Annotated in this window: 18 protein-coding genes and 1 tRNA gene; 12 read left to right on the forward strand and 7 right to left on the reverse strand. The window is 72.1% G+C overall.

Features of this window, described 5'->3' with window-relative positions:
- Window positions 1-8 precede the first annotated feature (8 nt).
- Window positions 9-761 (reverse strand): SDR family oxidoreductase, encoded by a 753-nt coding sequence (locus ACZ6SA_RS30635; protein WP_347647173.1) that lies wholly within the window; start codon window positions 759-761, stop codon window positions 9-11.
- A gap of 88 nt (window positions 762-849) precedes the next feature.
- Entirely contained in the window at window positions 850-1,875 is a 1,026-nt protein-coding gene (locus ACZ6SA_RS30640) for a phosphotransferase family protein (protein WP_465832008.1), read from the reverse strand.
- Window positions 1,876-2,032: 157 nt separating this feature from the next.
- Between ACZ6SA_RS30640 and ACZ6SA_RS30645 the strand changes: the two genes are divergently transcribed.
- Both ACZ6SA_RS30645 and ACZ6SA_RS30650 read left to right on the forward strand, forming a co-directional pair.
- Window positions 2,033-3,115 (forward strand): GNAT family N-acetyltransferase, encoded by a 1,083-nt coding sequence (locus ACZ6SA_RS30645; protein WP_347647171.1) that lies wholly within the window; start codon window positions 2,033-2,035, stop codon window positions 3,113-3,115.
- Entirely contained in the window at window positions 3,112-4,245 is a 1,134-nt protein-coding gene (locus tag ACZ6SA_RS30650; RefSeq protein ID WP_465832011.1) for a DegT/DnrJ/EryC1/StrS family aminotransferase, read from the forward strand. The genes ACZ6SA_RS30645 and ACZ6SA_RS30650 overlap by 4 nt, the downstream gene beginning before the upstream one ends.
- Here the strand turns inward: ACZ6SA_RS30650 and pdxR are convergent.
- Complete coding sequence (gene pdxR / locus ACZ6SA_RS30655; protein WP_465832013.1) at window positions 4,226-5,668, reverse strand: MocR-like pyridoxine biosynthesis transcription factor PdxR; 1,443 nt, start codon at window positions 5,666-5,668, stop codon at window positions 4,226-4,228. The two genes, ACZ6SA_RS30650 and pdxR, sit on opposite strands and share 20 nt — an antisense overlap.
- Window positions 5,669-5,743: 75 nt before the next feature.
- Here pdxR and ACZ6SA_RS30660 point away from each other — a divergent pair, with 75 nt between their 5' ends.
- The 9 genes from ACZ6SA_RS30660 (at window position 5,744) to ACZ6SA_RS30700 (ending at window position 15,995) form a co-directional block, all read left to right on the forward strand.
- Window positions 5,744-6,382 carry a pyridoxamine 5'-phosphate oxidase family protein gene (locus ACZ6SA_RS30660; RefSeq protein ID WP_465832015.1) on the forward strand — a complete coding sequence of 213 codons (639 nt, stop codon included), beginning with the start codon at window positions 5,744-5,746 and terminating at the stop codon, window positions 6,380-6,382.
- Window positions 6,383-6,465: 83 nt separating this feature from the next.
- Window positions 6,466-8,877 carry a serine/threonine-protein kinase gene (locus tag ACZ6SA_RS30665; RefSeq protein WP_465832017.1) on the forward strand — a complete coding sequence of 804 codons (2,412 nt, stop codon included), beginning with the start codon at window positions 6,466-6,468 and terminating at the stop codon, window positions 8,875-8,877.
- A gap of 106 nt (window positions 8,878-8,983) precedes the next feature.
- Window positions 8,984-10,690, forward strand: coding sequence for a serine/threonine-protein kinase (locus tag ACZ6SA_RS30670; RefSeq protein ID WP_465832019.1), 1,707 nt, complete (start codon window positions 8,984-8,986; stop codon window positions 10,688-10,690).
- A 27-nt stretch (window positions 10,691-10,717) separates the two neighbouring features.
- Complete coding sequence (locus ACZ6SA_RS30675; protein ID WP_465832021.1) at window positions 10,718-12,076, forward strand: protein kinase family protein; 1,359 nt, start codon at window positions 10,718-10,720, stop codon at window positions 12,074-12,076.
- Between the two features lie 112 nt (window positions 12,077-12,188).
- Entirely contained in the window at window positions 12,189-13,322 is a 1,134-nt protein-coding gene (locus ACZ6SA_RS30680; protein ID WP_465832023.1) for a DUF2510 domain-containing protein, read from the forward strand.
- Window positions 13,323-13,391: 69 nt separating this feature from the next.
- Window positions 13,392-13,985 carry an oligoribonuclease gene (gene orn / locus ACZ6SA_RS30685; RefSeq protein WP_347618763.1) on the forward strand — a complete coding sequence of 198 codons (594 nt, stop codon included), beginning with the start codon at window positions 13,392-13,394 and terminating at the stop codon, window positions 13,983-13,985.
- A 67-nt stretch (window positions 13,986-14,052) separates the two neighbouring features.
- A tRNA-His gene (locus ACZ6SA_RS30690) sits at window positions 14,053-14,125 on the forward strand.
- Between the two features lie 157 nt (window positions 14,126-14,282).
- Window positions 14,283-14,507, forward strand: a complete 225-nt coding sequence (locus tag ACZ6SA_RS30695) for a helix-turn-helix domain-containing protein (RefSeq protein ID WP_132601090.1) — start codon at window positions 14,283-14,285, stop codon at window positions 14,505-14,507.
- 267 nt (window positions 14,508-14,774) lie between these two features.
- Window positions 14,775-15,995, forward strand: coding sequence for an NAD(P)/FAD-dependent oxidoreductase (locus tag ACZ6SA_RS30700; protein ID WP_465832026.1), 1,221 nt, complete (start codon window positions 14,775-14,777; stop codon window positions 15,993-15,995).
- 6 nt (window positions 15,996-16,001) lie between these two features.
- Here the strand turns inward: ACZ6SA_RS30700 and lat are convergent, their stop codons facing one another.
- From lat to ACZ6SA_RS30720, 4 genes are all read right to left on the reverse strand, one after another.
- Window positions 16,002-17,270: an L-lysine 6-transaminase gene (lat, locus tag ACZ6SA_RS30705; protein ID WP_465832028.1), complete on the reverse strand. Its 1,269-nt coding sequence runs from the start codon at window positions 17,268-17,270 to the stop codon at window positions 16,002-16,004.
- A 58-nt stretch (window positions 17,271-17,328) separates the two neighbouring features.
- Window positions 17,329-17,871: an HdeD family acid-resistance protein gene (locus ACZ6SA_RS30710; RefSeq protein WP_347647162.1), complete on the reverse strand. Its 543-nt coding sequence runs from the start codon at window positions 17,869-17,871 to the stop codon at window positions 17,329-17,331.
- 97 nt (window positions 17,872-17,968) lie between these two features.
- Window positions 17,969-18,616, reverse strand: coding sequence for a PAQR family membrane homeostasis protein TrhA (gene trhA, locus ACZ6SA_RS30715; protein WP_347647161.1), 648 nt, complete (start codon window positions 18,614-18,616; stop codon window positions 17,969-17,971).
- A 67-nt stretch (window positions 18,617-18,683) separates the two neighbouring features.
- Window positions 18,684-20,201: a penicillin-binding transpeptidase domain-containing protein gene (locus ACZ6SA_RS30720; protein WP_465832030.1), complete on the reverse strand. Its 1,518-nt coding sequence runs from the start codon at window positions 20,199-20,201 to the stop codon at window positions 18,684-18,686.
- Between the two features lie 42 nt (window positions 20,202-20,243).
- Between ACZ6SA_RS30720 and ACZ6SA_RS30725 the strand changes: the two genes are divergently transcribed.
- Window positions 20,244-21,089, forward strand: a complete 846-nt coding sequence (locus tag ACZ6SA_RS30725) for a spermidine synthase (protein WP_465832032.1) — start codon at window positions 20,244-20,246, stop codon at window positions 21,087-21,089.
- Window positions 21,090-21,124 lie beyond the last annotated feature (35 nt).

Here is a 21,124-nt window from a genome sequence, read left to right on the forward strand (position 1 = left end):
CGCGTACCTCAATCCACACGTGGTGGCCGCTGGCCGCCCGCGGGGCCGGGGACCCCGGCATAACGGTACGGCACCGGCTGCCTACCAGGCTGGACGATGAGGAGGGTGCCCGGGGTTTCCGCGTAGAAGGCGGACTCCACGGCGGCGGCCACGTCGCCGGCGGTGAGCAGCGGGAAGCCCGCGTTGACGAACACCTCGCGCGACTCCGCGACCAGTGGTGTGTCGGTGAAGCCGGGGCACACGGCGCCGATGCGGATGTTCTGGGCGGCCAGCGGCTCGGCCAGCGCCCTGACCAGGCCGACGACGGCGTGCTTGGTCATCGTGTAGACGGGGTCGCCGGAGAAGGCCACGAGCCCGGCCAGCGACGAGGTGGCCACGATGGCGCCGCCGCCGGAACGGGCGAGGAGCGGGACGCTGGCCCGGACACCGAAGACGACGCCGTCCACGTTCACGCCGACCACCTGGCGGTAGCGCTCGACGTCGAAGTCGGCCAGGTCCACCCGCCCGCTGACTCCGGCGTTGAGGTGGACCAGGTCGAGCCGGCCGTACCGCTGCTCGGCCAGCGCGACGGCGTCGAGCGAGGCCTGCTCCTCGCTGACGTCGGCGGCCAGCCACGCGCCGTCGACCTCCTTGCCCAGCCGTTCCACGCCCTCGCCGTCGCGGTCGACGAGCACGCATTTGACCCCGCCGGCCGAGAGCCGGCGTGCCACGGCGGCTCCGATGCCGCTGGCCGCTCCGGTGATCAGTGCAACTGTGCTCATGGCGCTCCTTGCGGGGTCGGCCCGGGGTCCAGGCTGGTCGAGCGTCTCGGCGGCGGTCGAGTGCCGGTCGTTCGCCGGCCGAGCTTCTTCAGTGCTGGTCGAGCATGCGGTGGGCGCGGGCGATCAGCGTGGGTACGGCGGAGCCGATGTGGTCGAATCCCTCTCCCACGGTCTTACCTTGCCGGAAGCGGGCGTGGATACCCTCCACGATGACCGCCAGCTTGAAGTTACCGAAAGCTACATAGAACCCAAGATCCGAAATATCCCGACCTGATGTTTTGATGTAGTGGCTCGCGAACTCGGAGGCGTTCATGAACCCGGGCGCCACCGTCACGTCGCCCGCCACCGGGATCCCCGCCCGCTCGTCGTCCCCCGCGTCGTGCCAGTACGTCAGCGTGAGCCCCAGGTCGGCCAGCGGGTCGCCGAGGGTGGACATCTCCCAGTCGACCACGGCCGCGATCTCGAGCTCCCCCAGCCTGATCAGCGTGTTGTCGAGCCGGTAGTCGCCGTGCACCAGCGTGCCGGCGGACTCGGCGGGCAACCGCTCCCGCAGCCGGCCGACGAGCCGGTGGTATTCCGGCGACTCCGACGTCTTCGACCGCTCCCACTGCTGGCACCACCGGTCGAGCTGCCTGGCCATATAGCCCTCCGGCCGCCCGAAGTCCGCGAGCCCGACGGCGCGGTAGTCGACGGCGTGGATGGCCGCCAGCACCTCGGCCAGCCGCTCCGACAGCCGCCGCGCCTGCTCAGGCGTGTGGTCGCCGAGCTCTTCCCTGGTCCGTACGGCGGCGCCGGCCACGTATTCCATGAGGTAGAACGGCGCCCCGATCACGTTCTCGTCGCCGCAGAACGCGACAGGACCCGGCACCGGCACGGGCGTCGGCGCGAGGGCGGAGATGACCCGGAACTCGCGCCGCATGTCGTGGGCGGTGGGCAGCACATGGCCGAGCGGCGGCCGGCGCAGCACCAGCCGGCGCTCGCGGGCCTCGACCAGATACGTCAGGTTCGACCGCCCACCCGAGATCAGCGAGACGGACAGGGGCTCGCCCGCGTCGGGCACGTTACGGCCCATCCACGCGACCAGGCTGGGATGGTCGATGCCAGGTACGGTCATGAACACACATTAGAACCTCATTCTGTGCTGAATGCCAGCTGGGAGTTGCGTAACGTTCCAGACCAGCGGCGATGTGCATGGCGCGAGATCCTTTACCCTGGGGAGTACACGTCTGCCCAGACGCTGGACACAGAGTGGCTGCACACAGTAGGAGCCCATGCGCGTCACCCTTGCCCTGCCTCGTGAGCTGGGAGAGCCCGAGATCGATCGGTGGCGGAGCCTGCAGGAGCCCGGCACCGTCTTCGACAACCCGTTCCTGTCGCCCGAGTTCACGATCACGGTGGGCGAGGTCCGCGATGTCGTCCGCGTGGCCGTGCTTCACGACGGTCCGGAGATCGTCGGGTTCTTCCCCTTCGAGCGGCATCCGCTGGGCATCGGCAAGCCGGTCGCCGCCGGGCTCACCGACGCGCAGGGCATCGTCCACGTCAAGGGCCTCGACCTCGATCCCCGTCGGCTGATCAGGGACTGCGGGCTGTCGGTCTACGAGTTCGACCACCTGGTGGCCGGGCAGCCGTTGCTGGAACCCCGGCACGAGCGGCACCCGTCGCCGATCATCGACCTGAGCGACGGCTACGACCGCTACACCGAGTTCCTGAGGCAGCACTCCGGCAAGACGTACAAATCAACCCTGGCCAAGGCCCGCAAGCTGGAGCGCGAGGTCGGGAAGATCCGCCACGACTACGCGAGCGCCGACGTGGCGCCGCTGCGCACGCTGCTCGGCTGGAAGACCGACCAGTACCGCCGCACGGGCCGCACCGACCGGTTCTCCCAGCGGTGGATCGTGGAGCTGGTCGAGCGGCTGCTGGCCACCCGGTCGGAGAGCTTCGCCGGGGTGCTCGACATGGTCCACGCCGACGACCAGCCGGTGGCCGGGCACTTCGGGCTGCGCACCGGCACCGCGCTGGTCGGCTGGTTCCCCGCCTACGACCCCCGCTTCGCGAAATACTCCCCCGGCCTCATCCATCATCTCGCGATGGCCGAGCGCGCCGCCGAGGCCGGCATCCGCGTCATCGACATGGGCCGGGGCCAGAAGGAGTACAAAGACAAGCTCAAGACCGGCGAGCTGCAGGTGGCCGAGGGCCGGGTGGCCAGGGTCGGCGCCGCGGCGGGGCTGCACTGGATGGTGCGGGTGCCCGCGCGCAAGACGCGCGCCACGGTGATGGCCAACCCGATCTTGCTCAAGACGGCCGACAAAGCGTTGAAAACGTATGGAAAGCTGCGTACTGTCCTACAAGGATGAAGGCAATCGCAGAGCGCACAGGCCGTCACTGCCTGTCGCTTCCGTCCAACCGGTTAGGCCTCTACCTGGCGTTACGCCACTGGTGCCGGCCCGGCCAGCGGCTGCTCATGTCGCCCATCTCCGCCGACGAGATCCTGTTCCTGGTGCTGGCCGCCGGGCTGCGGCCGGTGATCGCGCCGCTCTCCCCCCGTGACGGCAACATCGACGTCACCCGCGTGGACCTCGACGGCGTGGACGCGGTCCTGACCACCAACCTGTACGGCCTGCCCGACCGCGTCCCCGCCCTCACCGGCAAGATCCTCATCGAGGACGTGGCCCACGCCCTGGACAGCCACGTCGACGGCCGGCCGCTGGGAACGTTCGGCCAAGCGGGCGTCTTCAGCCTCTCCAAACACGCCGGGGCCGGCTCGGGCGGCGTGCTCGCCGTCGAGAGCGTGTCGGACATGAGGGCGCTGGCCCGCGCCCGCGACGAGCTGCTGGCCCCCGGCTCGCTGCGCGCCGACCTGATGAGCGTGGCCACGTCCATGGCCCGCCAGGCAGCGCTCCGGTCCAACCTCGTACGCCCCGCGCTCGCCCTCTCCAGGGCTCTCGGCCTGCACGAGTCGCGCGAGGGTTACCGGATCCCGCTCGACCCCGACGGGCTGCGGGCGGCGCTCAAGCACGCGCCCGCGCTGCCGCCCTTCGACCCCTGGGTCCGCGCCGACCTGCACGACTACCGCCGTCACCGGGGCCGGCTCGTCCGCTGGTACCGGTCAAGGCGGCTGGCCCAGGTGCCCAGGACGCGGGCCCGCCGCCTGGCGGGCGTCCGGCGGCTGGCCGAACTGCCCACGGTCGCTCCCGCCGTGCGCGACAACCTGGACCAGCCGTTGTTCCGCGTGCCGCTGCTCGTGCGCGACAGGGACGCGGCCATCGCCGAGCTGGAGCGGCACGGGGTGGCGACGGGCTACCTGTACGACCCGCCGTACGACGACTACGCGCCCGGCTACGCCGAGGCGTCACCGCACCCCGCCCCCGCGCGCTGGTGGGCCGGGCACGTGCTGCCCGTCGACCCGCTGTACGCCGCCCGCGCCCTGCCCGTCCTGCGCCGTCTGGAGCCCTCGGAGGGCCCCGTCAGCCGGTCGCCCGCCTGATCAGGCCGGCCAGGATGTGGCAGCCGCGCCGGACGTCGGCGAGCGAGGCGGAGCCGTACCCGATCACCAGGCCGTGCAGGCGGGGACGGCCGTGGTGGTGGTGCTCGATGGAGTCGAGCAGGATGCCGTGTTCCCTGGCCCGCGCGACGACCGCGGGCGCGACGGCCTCGGGCAGCTCGGCCAGCACGTGCAGCCCCGCCGTGTCGCCCCGCAGCCTGCAGACGGGCCCGAGCAGGTCGACGACCAGCGCCCGGCGGCGCGCGTATTCCAGGCGCATCCTGCGCAGGTGCCGGTCGAGGTCGCCGCGCTCCAGCAGGGTGGCGACGGCCTGCTGCACGGGACCGCTGGTGCGGTCGGCCACCGTGTGGCGCAGCCCCGCGATCCGCTCGACGAGCGCGGGGTCGCCGACCAGCCAGCCCACCCCGACGTCAGGGGCGAGGATCTTGGACAGCGTGCCCAGGAGCACCACCCGCGCGGGGTCGAGGCCGTAGAGGGCGGGCAGCGGGGCGACGTCGTAGCGGAACTCGGCGTCGTAGTCGTCCTCGACGATCGTCGCGCCGGTGCTCCTGGCCCAGGCCAGCAGGCGTTCCCTGCGCGGGATCGGCAGCCTGCCGCCCAGCGGATACTGGTGGGCGGGCGTGGTGTAGAGCACGCGCAGGTCGCGCGGGAGCCCGTCGACGACGACGCCGTCGGCGTCCACCGGGCACGGCACCACCTCCGCGCCCCTGGCCGCGAAGACCGTGCGCGCCACGTGATAGCCGGGGTCCTCGACCCCCGCTCTGGCGCCCGTGCCGAGCAGCGCCATCGCGCACAGGTCGAGCCCGTTGCCGGTGCCCCGGGTGACCAGGACGTTCTCCGGGCCGACGGCCATCCCTCTGGCGCGGCGCAGATGGTCGGCGAGGAGCTCCCTCAGCCGCGGCAGGCCGTAGGAGTCGGGCGAGCCGCCGGGCGGCAGGTCGGCCGCCTTGCGCCAGGCCCGCTTCCACGCCGCCCTGTCGTAGTCGCGCACCCAGGGCCGGCCCGGCCTGAGGTCGATCCCGCCGTCGACCTCCCTGCCGGGGAGCGGCTCGGCGGGCACGCGCGCCTCCTGTGACGGCCTCTCCTGGGGCGGCCGCGGCGCCTCGATGTCGGCCACGTACGTGCCGGAGCCGTGCCGCCCGTCCAGCCAGCCCTCGGCGTAGAGCTGCTGGTACGCCTCGGTGACCACGGTCCTGCTCACCGCCAGCTGCACCGCCAGCGCCCGCGTGGACGGCAGCCGCTCCCCCGGCGCCAGGGCGCCGTCCAGCATGGCGCGGCGCAACCAGCCGGCGAGCTGCGCCGTGAGCGGCTCGGCCGAGTCGCGCGACAGGGACACGGGCAGGTCGACGTGGGTGCGGGCGGTAGGCTGCGGCCGACGGCCCGCGGTGGATGGCGGAGTGTGCACCGGCGGAAGTGGTCTCTACGAAGGGGCTGATAGTGGCCCTACAGAATAGGTCCACTTCGCCCGTACGGTCGAACCATGCTCTCCACCACTTCGCGCACCACGCTCGGCCGTGCCAAAGAGCGCGGCAGCACCGACAGGAACGATCTCTACGAGGTGCTGGACACCGGGCTGGTCTGCCACCTGGGGGTGGTCGTCGACGGCCACCCCATGGTCGTGCCGACCGGCTACGGGCGCATCGGTGAGACCCTCTACCTGCACGGCTCCACCGGCGCGCGGTCCCTGCGGGCCGGTGACGGGAGCGAGGTGTGCGTCACGGTGACCCACCTGGACGGCATCGTGCTCGCCCGCTCGATCTTCAACCACTCCTTCAACTACCGCTCGGCGATCATCTACGGCCGCCCCAGGCTGGTGACCGACGCCGACGAGCGCATGGATGCGCTGCGGGCGCTGTCCGAACAGCTCGCGCCCGGCCAGTGGGACTACGCCCGCCTGCCCTCGCGCAAGGAGCTCGCCGCCACGGCCGTGCTCGCGCTGTCGCTGGAGGAGGCGTCGGTCAAGATCCGGCGCGGCGCGCCCAAGGACGAACCCGAGGACTACGAGCTGCCCGTGTGGGCCGGGGTGGTGCCCCTGGTCACGTCCCGGGGCGAGCCGGAGCCCGATCCGGTGCTCCCAGAAGGTATCGCCACACCTGTTCACGTCCTCTCCCGTGAGTAGTTCCATAAAGCAGGCGCACCTGGAAAACCTGACTGCTTGATCACGCGTCTCATCAGGTGGGCCGGCCCTGATGGGAGAGGCATATGCAGTGGAGCGCCCCCGGTTACACGGAGATCAAGCAGCTCGGGCAGGGTGCCGGCGGGCGGGTGACGCTGGCCGTCCATGACGAGACGGGCGTCGAGGTCGCCGTCAAATACCTGTCGACGCGGCTGCTGCACGATCCCGCCGCCCTGGCCAGGTTCCAGTCGGAGGCGCGGCTGCTGATCACGTTGCGCGACCCGCACATCGCCACGCTGTGGGAGTACATCCAGGACCTTCACGGCGCGGCCATCGTCATGGAACTGGTCAACGGCGTCTCGCTGCGGGCGCTGTTGCGCGAGAACGGCACGACCGGGCCGGAGGCGGCGCTGGTCGTGCTGAAGGGCTCGCTGCTCGGCCTGGCCAAGGCGCACGCCCTCGGCCTGGTGCACCGGGACTACAAGCCGGAGAACGTGATCGTCCGCGACGACGGGGTGAGCAAGCTCGTCGACTTCGGCATCGCGGTACGCCAGGGCACGGTCGCGCGCACCGAGGGCACTCCTCCTTACATGGCGCCCGAGTTGTGGGAGGAGCGGCCCGCCTCCCCCGCCACCGACGTGTACGCGGCCACGGCCGTCTTCTTCGAGTGCCTGACCGGGCACCGTCCGTACCGGTCCACCGAGCCGAGCGTCCTGGGCTACCAGCACCTGTACGCCCCGGTGCCCGCCCACGACGTCGCCGAGCCGGTGCGCGGGCTGATCAGCCGTGGCCTGGCCAAGGACCCGGCGCTGCGGCCGGCGAGCGCGTCGGCGTTCGTGGCCGAGGTGGAGGCCACCGCGAGGGCGGCGTACGGGGACGACTGGGAGGAGCGCGGCAGGCGGCGGCTGGCGGCGCTCGTCGCGCTGCTCGCCCTGCTGCTGCCCCGGCCGGAAACGCCCGCCCCCGAGGTCGGCACGTCGCTGGCCAGGACGGTGTTCCGCGGAACGGGCTCGAAAGCGAGCCGCGTGAGGATGCGGCCGGGAGCGGCCCGTGCAAGGGTGCTCCGCGGGATGCGCTCGAAGGCGGCCCGCGTGGTGGTGACCGCCGGCGTGGCGGCGGCGACGGCCGTGACGGTGGCGGTCGTGCTGGTCAACCGGCAGCCGCCACCGGCGCAGATCGGCGCGGCTGCGGCGGTGCCGCCGACGGAGCTCTCGACGGCACCGGTCTCCGGCGGGCCGGAGACGACGCCCGCGACGACCCCGGGGACACCCTCGGAGAGCACGGCCGGCACGCCGCCGGAGGGCACGCCGACGAGGGACGCGAGCACGCCCGAGGAGAGCGGCGCCCCGCCGCGCGCGACCACCGGCCCCGCGCGGACACCCCGCGCCACCGCACCGGCACGAACCCCCGGCGCGACCGTGACGCCCGTGACGCCGGTGCGCAGTCCCGGCGCGACCACCACGCCGGTACGGACCCCCGACGCGTCCGGGTCCGCGCCGGGCGGGCCCACCGGCACCTCCACGCCGACGTCCGCACCGGCCACCACGGTGCTGCGGATCGGCGTGGGCGCTCTCGCGGTGGATGAGAAAGGGGTCGCCCGCGCCACGGTCACGCTGCGCACCAGCGGCACCGCCCCCGTCGTCGCCGTCGCGACCTGGCGGGCCCCCGGCACGGACGGCCATGTCCAGCGCGTACGCCTGAGCGGCGACACGTCGTACACCCGCACGCTCACCTGGGCCATGGGAGAGCGCCCGTGCGGCGGCGCGCTCCGGCTGGCCGTCACCACGTCACCCGCGGCGGCCGGTGGCGCCGGGTCGGGCACGTTCTCCCTGCCGCCCTGCCCGACCGAGGTGACGGGCCTGCGCGTCTCGCTCGGCCTGCCCGCCGCGCCGGGCCGCACCGCGACCGCCCGGCTGCGGGTGAGCGCGAGCGGCACGGCGGAGATCCCCGTACGGGCCGAGTTCGCGGTCAACGGGGACCAGGTCGCCACCCGTTCCGCGAACCTGTCCGGCCGGACCTCGTACGCCCGCTCGCTCGCCCACACCTTCCGGTCACGCCCGTGCGGCGCGACGTTGTCGGTGACCGTGCGCGCGGGCGGCAGGACGGCAGGCGCGCGGGCCCGGGTCCCGTGCCCTCCGGCCGTGCGGCGGGTGTCGGTCCAGCGGGCCGCGGCGTCCGGCGACGGGCTGGCCGCGACGGTCGCGGTGGTCACGTCGGACACCCAGCGGGTACGCCTGGCCGTCTCGTTCGCGGCCGGCGGCGAACGCCTGGGCACCCGGGCGGTCACCCTGTCCGGCGGCACCTCGTACACGAGAACGCTGCGCTTCCCCGCCAAGCTCCGCTGCGGCTCGACGTGGACGGTGACGGCCGCCACCGTGCCCGCGGCGGGCAACGGCGACGCCGGCGCCTCCGGTAGCACGCCGGAATGTCCCAAGGAGGAGCCGGAGGACGAGCCGAGCCAGAGCCCGAGGGCGGAGTCACCCGGCACCATCAGGTGACAAAGCTGACATCTAGCGATATCAGTAGCGGGATTGTGGTTCCCTCTGGTTAAGCTACGGACCGTTTGATGAGGTGGGGGCCCGTACGACTCCGGAGGAGACCGCTATGCATGGTGATGGTCAGTGGGGGGTCCCTGGCTATGCCGCGGTTCGTGAGCTCGGGGCGGGCGCCGCCGGTCGCGTGGTCCTGGCCCGGCGCGACTACGACGGCGCCGAGGTGGCCATCAAATATCTCAGCGACGAGCTCCGCTCCGACGTCGGCTTCGTCGCCCGCTTCCGGCACGAGGCCCGGCTGCTCTCCACGCTGCAGAGCGCCTATCACGCCCGCCTCATCGACTACGTCGAGAGCGGCCAGGGCGCGGCGATCATCATGGAGCTCGTCAACGGGGTCTCCTTGCGCGAGCTCATCCGGTCCGAGGGCCCCACGGGCCCCGAGGCGGCGCTGACCGTGCTCAAGGGCTCGCTCAGGGGCCTGGCCTCGGCCCACGCGATCGGCGTCGTGCACCGCGACTTCAAGCCCGAGAACGTCATGGTCCAGAGCGACGGCACCAGCAAGCTGGTGGACTTCGGCATCGCGGTCAGGACGGGCCAGGGGGCGAGCCCCGCGGGCACGCCCCCGTACATGGCTCCTGAGCAGTGGTCGGGCGCGCCGGCGGGGCCCGCCACCGACGTCTACGCCGCCACCGTCGTCTTCTTCGAGTGCCTGACCGGCTCCCGCCCCTTCCGCGCGGCCAACGTGGCCGCGCTGGCCCACCAGCACCAGCGCGCCACCCCGCCGGTCGGCGACGTGCCCGAGCACCTGCGCGGCCTGGTCGAACGCGGCCTCGCCAAGGATCCGGCCGCGCGCCCGTCGTCGGCCGAGGCGTTCCTGGCCGAGCTGGAGACCGTCGCGGCCGGGGCGTACGGCCCCGACTGGGAAGAGCGCGGACGCCGCCGCCTTGCCGCCCTGGCCGGCATGCTGGTGCTGTTCTTCCCGACCGGGCTCGACGAGCCGGCCGAGACGGGCACGACGGTGGTCGAGACCCGCTTCCGCGACCCGTCGCGCCTCCTTCGCACGCTTCCCGCCAAGCTCGCCATCGGCGCCACCGCCGCCGTCGTGCTGGTCGCCGCGATCGTGCTCCTCGTCAACGCGGCCGAGGACAAACCCGTGTTGCAGGCGCAGCTCACCCTGGTCACGCCGGCCACGACCGAGCCGGGGGCACCGGAGCCCCCGATGACGGATGAGGAGCCGGCGCCCTCGCCGGAGGAGACCAGCCGTACGCCGGACGCCACGCCGGCCACGCCGGCTCCCACCGTGAGCGGCACGGCGCCAACCGCCCCGCCCAGCGACCGCCCGGCCACGCGGACGCGCACCCCGAAGCCCCGGCCCACGCCGACCCGGGTCAGGACTCCCCGCCAGAACAGGAAGCCGACCGCGACCCCGACCCCGACGCCGACCCCCGAGCGGCCGCGGCTCAGCGGCGACGTCCACGTGCCCGACGGTGACCGGCCGCCGTCGACGTCGCCCGACCCCACCCCGACGTCCGCGCCCACCTTCACCATCCCGACGAACCGGCCGACCGAGCCCACGCAACCGCCCGCCTCCGACGGGCCGGAAGGCGAGCAGCCGCCGGGGCCCGGGACGCCGCGCAGCGAGCCGGGAGACGACCGGCCCGCCGGTGACCTGCCGACCGCCGGGGAGCAGCCCCGGCAGGACGCCTCGGCCCAGGCGCAGGCCCTGCTGTTGGCGACCGGACTCGTGACGACGGGCACGCTTCCGGTCACACTTGCGGTGCGGCGCCGCACCCCGCGACGCCACGGAGGCAGGCGCTAGACACTCACAGGCGGGGGGGTAACGGCGATGGACGACCCTGCGAACGGCCCCGGTAACGGAATCGCCGGCTTCCGGCTCACCCAGCACACCTGGGTGACCGAGCTCGGCAACTGGATCGACGCCATCTCCCCCGACGGCCGCAGGGCCGGGGCGCTGCTGTTCGATCCCAAGATCATCGTACTGCCCGGTGTCCGCGACCGGGTCGTCCAGTCGGTGATGACCGACCAGCGGCTCGTGCTCGCCGGCCTGACCGGGCTGATCCCGGTGGCCGACGTCGTGGCCACCGGCGAGCAGGTGTGGCTGCTCACCGCGCAGGCGGCCGGCCCCACCGTGGCCGACCTGCTCGCCTCGGGGCCGATCCCCGCCGACGGCGCGGCGGCCGTACTGGTGGAGACCGCCCAGACCCTGCTCGCGCTGCACGCGTCCGGGGTCACGCACGGCTCCGTGCATCCGCGCACGGTGGTGATCACGGCGGAGGGCGCCGCGCTGCTGTCGGAACGCGGCCTGTCCGACGCCGTCCGCGGCCAGGCCTCCGCACCCGCGCGGGACGCGACCGGCTGGGCGTCCCTGGCGCGCGGGCTGGCCGCCTCCTGCGAGCAGAGCACGCCGGAGGCCGCCGGGCTGTTCACCCGCGCCGCCACCTCGGCCACCACCCTCGGCCTGGCCGCCGCCAGGGACACGCTGGTCACCGGACGTTCGGCGCTGCCCGGCGGCACGGTCAGCAGGGACGCGCTGGCCCGGGCGGCCCGCGGCAGGTCGGCGTTCGCGCAGCCGCCCGCGCACGCGCGGGCGCCGGTCGTGCCGCGGGACGAGGGCGACGTCGTCACGCTGCTGCACGTGCCCGGCCGTTCCCCTGGGCCCGTGCGGTTCGGGCCGGGGGTGGGCACGGAGCCGCAGCGCCCGCAGACCACGGCCGAGCGGATCTGGCGGGACGGGCGCGGCGAACCCGCCGCGCACCCGAAGCAGGCGGGCAGGGCCTCGCGAGCCCGGCGCCGGCGTACGATCCTGTCCACCGCGGTGTTCGCCGCCGTCATGGCGGGGGCGATCCTGGCCTGGTACAGGCTGGGCGGAACGCCCGGCCTGGCGATCACGTCGGTCGAGGTGACGGCGCCGGAGAAGACCCAGGGTTGCGACAGCTCCGTCCTGATCACCGGCACGGTGGTCACCAACGGAGCGCCCGGCGAGATCGCCTTCGAATGGCGCAAGAGCCTGGACGAGGAGGTCGTCAAGGGGACGCTGCGCACCAGGGCCGGCGAGACGTCGTACGCGCTGCCGCTGCGCTGGAAGCTGCAGGGGAAGAGCACCGTCAAGGCCACGGCGACGCTGCGTGTCCTCACGCCGGGCCCCGTGCGATCGGGCGAGGCGACCTTCACCTACAAGTGCTGAGCGCCGGGGCCGGCTGCCAGGAGAGCTCTCACTCCCGGCTCGAAGGGGTCACGGGCCGGCCGCCGTACCGGGAAGTCCGAGTTTCGCGTGAGAGAGGACTAATCTGGCGAACATGACCACGCAGACCCCCGCGGGGTGGTACCCGGACCCCTATGGAGAGCCCCGGCTGCGCTGGTGGGACGGCAGCCAGTGGACCGACGCCACCCACGCGCAGGAGCCGGCCGCAGGCGCCCCCCAGCAGCCGGTCACCGGGCCCCAGGCGCACGGCCCCGATCTCCAGCCGCCCGGTTTCGAGCCCCCGTCGCAGGGTCCGGGGCCCAGGTCACCCGGTTCCGGACCGCAGCCGGACCCTGGCTGGTCGGCGACGCCGGCCAACCCCACGCTGCAGTACGGCGGGCCGACGTACGGGCAGTCGGCCTACGGCCAGCCCGCGCCGCCCGCGCAGCAGTGGGGCGGCGTTCCGCTGCCGGGGCCCGGCCACGGCCCGCCGCCCAGGCAGGGCAATCCGATGCCGTGGGTGTTCGGCGGGCTGGCGGCACTCGTGGTGGTCGCGCTGATCGTGGTCGGAGGCGTCGTCCTCGTCAACCGCGGCGGCACCGAACCCATGGCCGGCCCGTCGCCCACCGACACGTTCCAGCCGGACCCGCCCACCAACGATCCCCCGTCGAACCAGCCGCCGCCCAGCCAGGGCGCCGTCGAGCTCCCGCAACCGGTGAGCGGCCGCGTCACCGACCCGCAGGCCGGGGTCTCCTTCCAGGCGCCCGACGACTGGACGGTGCCCGAGTCCAGCGCCATCAACGGCCCCGACCCCGCCCAGCAGAAGTGGTCGAGCGGGGTGCAGAAGGTCTCGCACGAGAACTACGAGGGCGACGGCGACTGGATCGGCAACGTCTACGCGGGCGTGCTCAACCCGATCTACCCCTACACCGGCGCCTCCCGTCTGGGTGACACGGCCAAGGCCGTCTTCATGAACTTCGGCAGGTACTACCGGCTCGCGCACGAGAGCAAGATCGTCGAGGACAAGGCGATGAAGATCGGCGACAGTGACGCCTGGATCCTGCAGTTCGAGCTCGACTTCAGCAAGGTGTCGGAGGAGAACGACTACAAGTGGAAGAAGGAGAACGGCGCTATCGTGCTCATGGACCGCGGCGACGGCCGGCGGCCGGCCATCGTCTACGTCTCCGTCCCCGACAATCTGGGCACCGATGTGGTGGGTGACGTCATCGACTCGCTCAAGCCCGCATGACCGGTGGCACTAGGCTGGTGGGGGTAACAAGCGGGCGGATTGCTCCGAGCCGCTGTGCGAGGAGAGCGAATGAGTGACTTGCTGGTCTGGATCGACTGCGAGATGACCGGGCTCGACCTCGGGCGCGACGCGCTCGTCGAGGTGGCGTGCGTCATCACCGACAGCGAGCTCCGGCAGCTGGACGAAGGCGTCGACGTGGTCATCAAGCCGCCGCCCGAATCGCTGGAGCAGATGTCGGAGGTCGTGCGCGAGATGCACACCGCCTCCGGGCTGCTTCCCGAGCTGCCGGGCGGCGTGACGCTGGCGGAGGCCGAGTCCCTCGTGCTCGACTACATCCGCCGCCACGTGCCCGAGCCGAAGAAGGCGCCGCTGTGCGGCAACTCCATCGGCACGGACCGCACGTTCATCGCCCGCGACATGCCCGGGGTCGATGCCTATTTGCACTACCGGATGGTGGACGTTTCGTCGATCAAGGAACTGGTCCGCCGGTGGTATCCCCGGGTCTACTTCGCCGCCCCGGAAAAGCAGGGCGGACACCGTGCTCTGGCGGATATCAAGGAGAGCATCAGGGAGCTTCGCTACTACCGCGCGGCGATCTTCGTGGCCCAGCCGGGGCCCGATTCTGCCACCGCGAGATCGCTTGCCGAGCGTGTCGGAGACTAAACCAGTGGCGTAAAGACTCCCGAACACCGCTACACTTTTCTTGTGCCACCGCGCAGCGGCGGCCATGGTGGGTGTAGCTCAGCTGGTAGAGCGCCAGGTTGTGGTCCTGGATGTCGAGGGTTCAAGTCCCTTCACTCACCCTGAACGAACGGCCGGTCCTTCGGGACCGGCCGTCGTCGTTTTCTTCCAACAACGCCCCCAAATCCTGACAATGCGAGTTATGCTCGCTGTCTACCGCTAACGCCGGAGCACGGGGGCCATCGGCGATCTGACCGTCTGCGCGCCCCCGGAGGCCGGATGAGAGTCGACGACGCAGCGTTCGATAGCGTATTCACGTCCTTGAGCAAACGCGAAGCCGAGGTCATGGACCTGATCGCCACTGGCCAGTCCAACGGTCAGATCGCGCAGCGCCTGTTCCTCAGCGAGAAAACGGTGAAAAACCACGTCAACCGTATCTACGCGAAGCTCGGCGTCAGCTCACGCGTCACCGCCATCGGGTTGTGGCAGTCACGCCAGAAGTAGCCGTCCGCGCCCGGGAACGCCCACCGGAACGGGTTCGCCGGTGGGCCGTGTCCCTGCGCCCCTGACCTCCTGACCGGCCGCGCCGCATGGCTGCGGCGCGCCCATGCTCCCCGGCCGGGTTCGTCGCACCCGCCCTTGGCCGATCCGCCCCTTGAGGCCACGTCCCGGCGGCCGCGCAGGAGGAGCGCTCTTCTCCCCGTGGTGGTTTAAAGGCCGCTGTCGGTGCCATAGGGATGCATGACGCCGTTTCGCGGGGAGAGGACTGTCATGACGAGGAGACCACGAGTCATCGTCGTAGGAGCCGGCTTCGCCGGTCTGAACGCGACCCGGGAACTGGCCAAGGGCGGCGCGCTGGTGACGCTCGTCGACCGCAACCCCTACTCGACCTTCCAGCCGCTGCTCTACCAGGTGGCCACGGCGGGGATGGGAACGGCCGACGTGTCCTATCCGATCAGGACGTTCGCGGCCAGGTGGCCGAACGTGCGGGCTCGCCGGGCGGCGGTGAGCAAGGTGCTGCCCGCGGAGCGGCGGGTGGAGTTCGAGGACGGCAGCGGGCTCGACTACGACTACCTCGTGCTGGCCACGGGCGTCACCACCAACTGGCTGAACGTGCCGGGCGCGCCGGAGAACGCGTTGCCGATCTACTCCCTCGGTGACGCGGCGGCGCTGCGCCGGCGGCTCCAGCACTACCTGGAGGACACCGCGGCGGGCCGGCGCGCGAGCACGCACGTCGTGGTGGTGGGCGCGGGCGCGACCGGCGTCGAGATGGCGGGCACGCTGGCCGAGCTGCGCCGGCACACGACGCCGCTGACGCATCCCGAGCTCCGCCCCGACCAGACCAGCGTGACGCTCGTCGAACGGTTCGACTTCGTGTTGTCGCCGTACAAGCCGCGGCTGCGCGACGCGGCGGCCGAGGCGCTGCGCAGGAGAGGGGTGCAGCTGCGCCTGGGGGCGACGGTGGCGTCCGTGGAACCGGACGCCGTGGTGCTGGAGGACGGCACGCGGCTGCCGAGCGACGTGACCGTGTGGGCGCTCGGCGTCGCCGCGCCCAAGCAGGTGTCCGACTGGGGCCTGCCGCAGGGCAAGGGCGGCCGGGTGACGCTGACGGAGGCGCTGAACGTGCGCGACCACCCCGAGATCTTCGTGGCCGGCGATCTGTCGGGGCAGCCGGACCCGCTGCCCCAGCTCGCCCAGCCGGCGATCCAGATGGGCAAGCACGTGGGCAGGCAGATCCTGGCCGCCGCGCACGGCAGGCCGCTGCGGCGCTTCTCCTACCGTGACCCAGGCATCATGGCCACCGTCGGCAAGGCGGAGGCGGTGCTCCAGCTGTCCAACGGGATGACCATGCGCGGGCTGCCCGCCTGGCTGGTGTGGATCTTCGTGCACGTGGCGTACCTGCTGGGCGGGCGCAACCGGGTCAACGTGCTGATCAACTTCTTCTGGCGCTACCTCGGGCCGCGCCGCACCGCCACCAGCGTCACGCAGTGACGGCGCTCAGAGCACCGCGGCCAGGGCCGCCATGCCGTGGTCGATGTCGCTCTCCAGGATGTTCAGCGCCGGCCGGAGGCGTACGGAGCGGGGGCCGCACGGCAGCACCACCACCCCCTGCTCCTCCCTGAGCCTGGCCACCAGCGCGTCGCGGGCGGCCCTGTCGGGCAGGTCGAACGCGCACATGAGACCCCGGCCGCGCACGTTCGCCATGGTCTCGGGGTGCTCGGCCTCCAGCTTGGTGAGGCGTTCGAGCAGCACGGTGCCCAGGGTGGCGGCGCGCTGGATCAGGCCGTCGCGCTCGACGATCTCGAGGATGCCCCGGCTGCGCACCATGTCCACCAGGCCGCCGCCCCAGGTGGAGTTGATGCGGCCGCTCAGCTGGAACACGTTGTCCGGCACCGCGTCCACCCTGCGACCGGCCATGATCCCGCCGACCTGGACCTTCTTGGCGAACGCCACCACGTCGGGCTCCAGTCCGAGCTGCTGGTAGGCCCACGGCGTCCCGGTCGTCCCGCCGCCGGTCTGCACCTCGTCGAGGATGAACAGGGCGTCGTACTCGTGGCACAGGCGCTGCATGGCCTGGAGGAACTCCGGTCGCATGTGGTTGTCGCCGCCTTCGCCCTGGACGGGCTCGGCGATGAAGCAGGCGATGTCGTGGGGGTGGCGTTCGAACGCCTCCCTGGCCTGGGCGAGGGCGCGCTGCTCGGCCGCCTCGACGTCGCCGAAGTGGATGGCGGGCACGTCGATGCGCGGCCAGTCGAACATGGGGAACCGGTCGGTCTTGCCCGGCTCGGTGTTGGTCAGGCTGAGGGTGTAGCCGCTGCGGCCGTGGAAGGCCTTGGTCAGGTGCAGAACCTTGGTGCCGAGGTCGCGTGAGCGGCCCTCGGCCTCGTTGCGGCGGCTCTTCCAGTCGAAGGCCGTCTTGAGCGCGTTCTCGACGGCGAGGGCGCCGCCCTCGACGAAGAACAGGTGCGGGAGCGCGGGGTCGCCGAGCACGCGGACGAAGGTGTCGACGAAGTCGGCGAGGTGCTCGGTGTAGATGTCGGGGTTGGCCGGCTTGTTGCGGGCGACCTGGCCGAGGAGCTGGGTGAAGTCGGCGTCGAAGGGCGGGTTCACGCCGAGGGGGGCGGAGGCGAAGAAGGTGTAGAAGTCGAGGTAGCGGCGGCCGTCGCGGGCGTCGACGAGCCAGGAGCCGCGGCTGAGCTCCAGGTCGAGCACCAGGCGGTAGCCGTCGACGAGCAGGTGGTGGGCAAGGCGGGTGTGCACGTCCATGGCGCCTCCACGTAGGGTCGTACGTTCCTTTCGAGGAACGCCTTCTCACACATAAAATTTACGGCACACGTGGACTGGAAGTGAAGTTCTTCACGCGAAGCGCCAGAGCGACCTCGGCGATGCCATACAGGATGGCGAAGATGCCGAGGAGCCAGACGAGGCTGAGCAGGCCCGGCCCCGGCCAGATGAGCAGCAGGACGCCGAAGATCACCGACAGGATGCCGCCGACGATGAGCATCCACTCGTTCTCGATGTCCTTGCGCAGCTGGATCCCGGCGATGGCCTCGGCGACGCCGGCGACGATGGCCCAGAAGGCCACGACGTAGAGCAGGGCGATGGAGGTGATCCCCGGCCAGGCGAACGCCACCACGCCGGCCACGATGCCGACGATTCCGGAGATGAGCAGCCAGATCCGCGACCCGGCGCCGTGACGGAAGGCGGACAGCAGCGCGAACACCCCGTTCACCAGGACGTACGCGGCGAAGAAGATCACCAGCACGAGCAACGTCATGCCCGGCCAGATGAGCGCCAGGAAGCCGAAGACGATGGCCGCGAGGCCACGGATCAGCAACATCCACCACGAACTTGCGATATCACCCATACTGGTCTGTTTTCCGGGAAACACCCGAGAACAGACCAGCACCGGGTCAAATGTCAGTGACCCGGCCGCCGTCGCCGGCCACGGGTCGCCGCCGCGCTCACCCGTGCGAGTAAACCACGATCGAGACCGCGATGTACTGCACCAGGTAGGCGGCGACGGTGCAGGCGTGGAAGACCTCGTGGAAGCCGAACCAGCGGGGCGCCGGGTCGGGACGGCGCAGGCCGTACACGATCGCTCCGGCCGAGTAGAACACGCCGCCGACGGCCACCAGCACGACGGCGGCCACGCCCGCCCCCTGCAGCAACTGCGGCATCACGAAGATCGCGGTCCAGCCCAGCGCCAGGTAGAGGACCGTGTAGAGCCAGCGCGGGGCGCTCATCCAGAACACCCGGAACAGCACGCCGGCCAGCGCTCCGCCCCAGATGACGGAGAGCACCGCGACCCTGGCCACCCCGTCGAGCGCCAGCAGGGCGAAGGGCGTGTAGGTGCCGGCGATGATCAGGTAGATGTTGGCGTGGTCGAACCTGCGCAGGAACTCCGCCAGGCGGGGACCCAGCGTGCTGCGGTGGTAGGTGGCCGAGATGCCGAACAGCAGGGCCGAGGTGATCGCGTAGACGGCGGAGGCCAGGCGGGCCTGCAGGGTCGGGCCGAGCGCCACGAGCACGAACCCCGCGACCAGCGTGACGGGCAGTGCTCCGGTGTGCAACCAGCCCCGCAGCCGTGGCTTGACGGTGAGGGTCGTCATGGAAACCTACGGTACCGTAGGTTTGTTCCCTCACGCGGCCGGCCCCTCAGCTCAGAGGCCCCAGAGGTCACAGCCCGTTGAGGAACCGGGCCGCTATGGGGACGGCCGCCCGGCGCCCCGATCCCCCATGCCGGACGAACACGCAGAAGGCCAGGTCATCGCGGTAACCGATGAACCATCCGTGCGGCCCCTCGCCGTCCACGGCCTCGGCCGTGCCCGTCTTGCCCGCCACGCCCTCGGGCAGCCCGGCCTCACTGGCCGTGCCGTGATCGACCACGGCGGCCATCATGTCGCGCAGCGCGCTCACGACCGCCTGGTCCATGGGCACGTCGTCGTGCGGCGGACCGTCGATGCGGCGTACCAGCTCCTTCGACAGCAGCCGGGGCGAGCGCCAGACGCCGCTCTGCACGGCGGCGGCCAGCGTGGCCATGCACAGCGGGGTGGCGACCACCTCACCCTGGCCGATCGCGTCCGCGGCGAACATGTCGAGATCGTCGGTGTCGGGCATGGCGCCGCAGGTCCCGCCGATGCCGGTCGCGATGGGCCGGCCGAACCCCCACAGGTCCGCGGTCTCGCGCAGCGCGCCGGCGTCGATCCTGGTGGTGGCCTGCTGGACGAAGGTCGTGTTGCACGAGTGGGCGAACGCGTCGGCGAAGCTGACGACGCCGCGGTCCACCTGGCCGTCGTTCTGGAAGGCGCGGTGGAACGGGATGGTGTACGTGCCGGGGCACTCGACCTGGGCCGACGGGTCGAGCCCCGACTTCAGCAGCGCGGCGGCGGTGATCGTCTTGAAGACGGAGCCGGGCGGGAAGACGTCCCGTACGGCGCTGTAGTTGTTCCTGAGGCGGTCGGCCAGCGCCAGGATCTCGCCGGTGCTCGGCCGGATGACGATGACCGCCGAGTCGTCCACCCCGTCCAGGGCCCTGGCGGCCGCCGCCTGGACCGGGCGCGACAGGGTGGTGCGCTCGACGTTCGCCTCGGGCGCGCGGGCCAGCACCCGCCTGGCGGGCCGGCCCGGGACCCTGGACACCAGCTCCCAGCCGTGATGGGCGGTCTCGAACTCGGGTTTGAGCGGATCGAGGTACGCCTCCGCGTAGCTGTCGTTGGGGATCTTGTGGCCCTCTCTGGTGACCAGTTCGGCCGCCGGCGCCTCGACCTCGCCCAGCTCCAGCGTGCCGCCGTCCTTGAGCAGGGGGTGCAGCGTCTCGGGCGCCCACAACACCTTCCAGGCCCGCTCGCGCACGCCGAGCCGTAACACGCCGGTGAACGGCCATGCCCCGAGCTCGGCGAGCCGGCGCACCCCCGAGAACGGCACCTCGGCACTCTCGTCGCCCGCGCTCTTCACCTGGCCGGAAGTGAGCTGGATGGACTCGACGCGCAACTCCTCCGTCAGCGCGTAGTGCCGCTGGGAGAAGTCGGGGGGCGGCCGGTGCACCAGGCGGACCATGCCCAGGACGTCGCCCTCGCGCCACGCCGCGAAATACGCCGCGGCGGTCTCGGACGCGCTCCCCCGGACCCGGCTCGACGCCATCACGGCGAACGCACCCGCACCGAGCACCGCGACAAGAGCGACAACGAGCACCATCAGTCTTCTTCGTCGCATACGGTTCTCCCAGGAGGGATCAGCGTGGCACGTGGACAGCGGGAACCGATGCCCGGCCTTTATCCGGTGACGTTCGGCGAGATCGAACTTCTCCGGGATCTGGACAGGCAGGACGGCTGGGTGCTGTCCAAGGATGGCGTACCTCAGTCGTACGTAGACCTACAAGACCCGACATTTCTGGAATTCGAGTATGTCCGGCTCATGGCGGACGTGATCGACCTCCTGGCGGAAGGGCCGCTGAGCTGCCTCCACGTGGGCGGCGGCGCCTGCACGATCCCCCGTTACGTCGCCGCCACCCGCCCCGGCTCCCGCCACATCGTCATCGAGCCCGACGGCCTGCTGGTCAACCTCGTACGCGAGCAGCTGAACCTCCGGTCCGTCCCGAAACTGAAGGTCATCGTCGACGGAGGCCGCGCGGGCACCGCCAAGATCTGGGACGCCTCGGCCGACCTGGTGGTGCTCGACGCCTTCTCCGGCGCGACGATGCCGGTGGAGCTGGCCACGACCGAGTACATGGGCGACATCGCGCGCGTCCTCCGCCCGTCGGGCACCCTGCTGATCAACCTGGCCGACGGCAAGGGGCTGGCGTTCGCCCGGCGCCTGATGGCCACCGTGACGGCCACCTTCGGCCACGTGGCCCTGATGGCCGAGCCGGGGATCATGCGCGGCCGACGCTTCGGCAACCTCATCGTGGCCGCGTCCCGCACCGCGCTCCCGCTCGACCTGCTGAGCCGCAGGGCGGCCGGGGGCCTGACGCAGGCGCGCTGCGTGCACGGCGAGGCGCTGACCAACTTCGTCGCCGGGGCCGCCCCCATCAACGACGGCGACCCCGTCCTGGCGCCCGTCCCCCCACCCGCCGTCTTCGGCTGATCCCGAACCACCCCGCCCGCACGCGCCCCGCTCCG

It is taken from the genome of Nonomuraea sp. NPDC049378 (assembly GCF_055586745.1).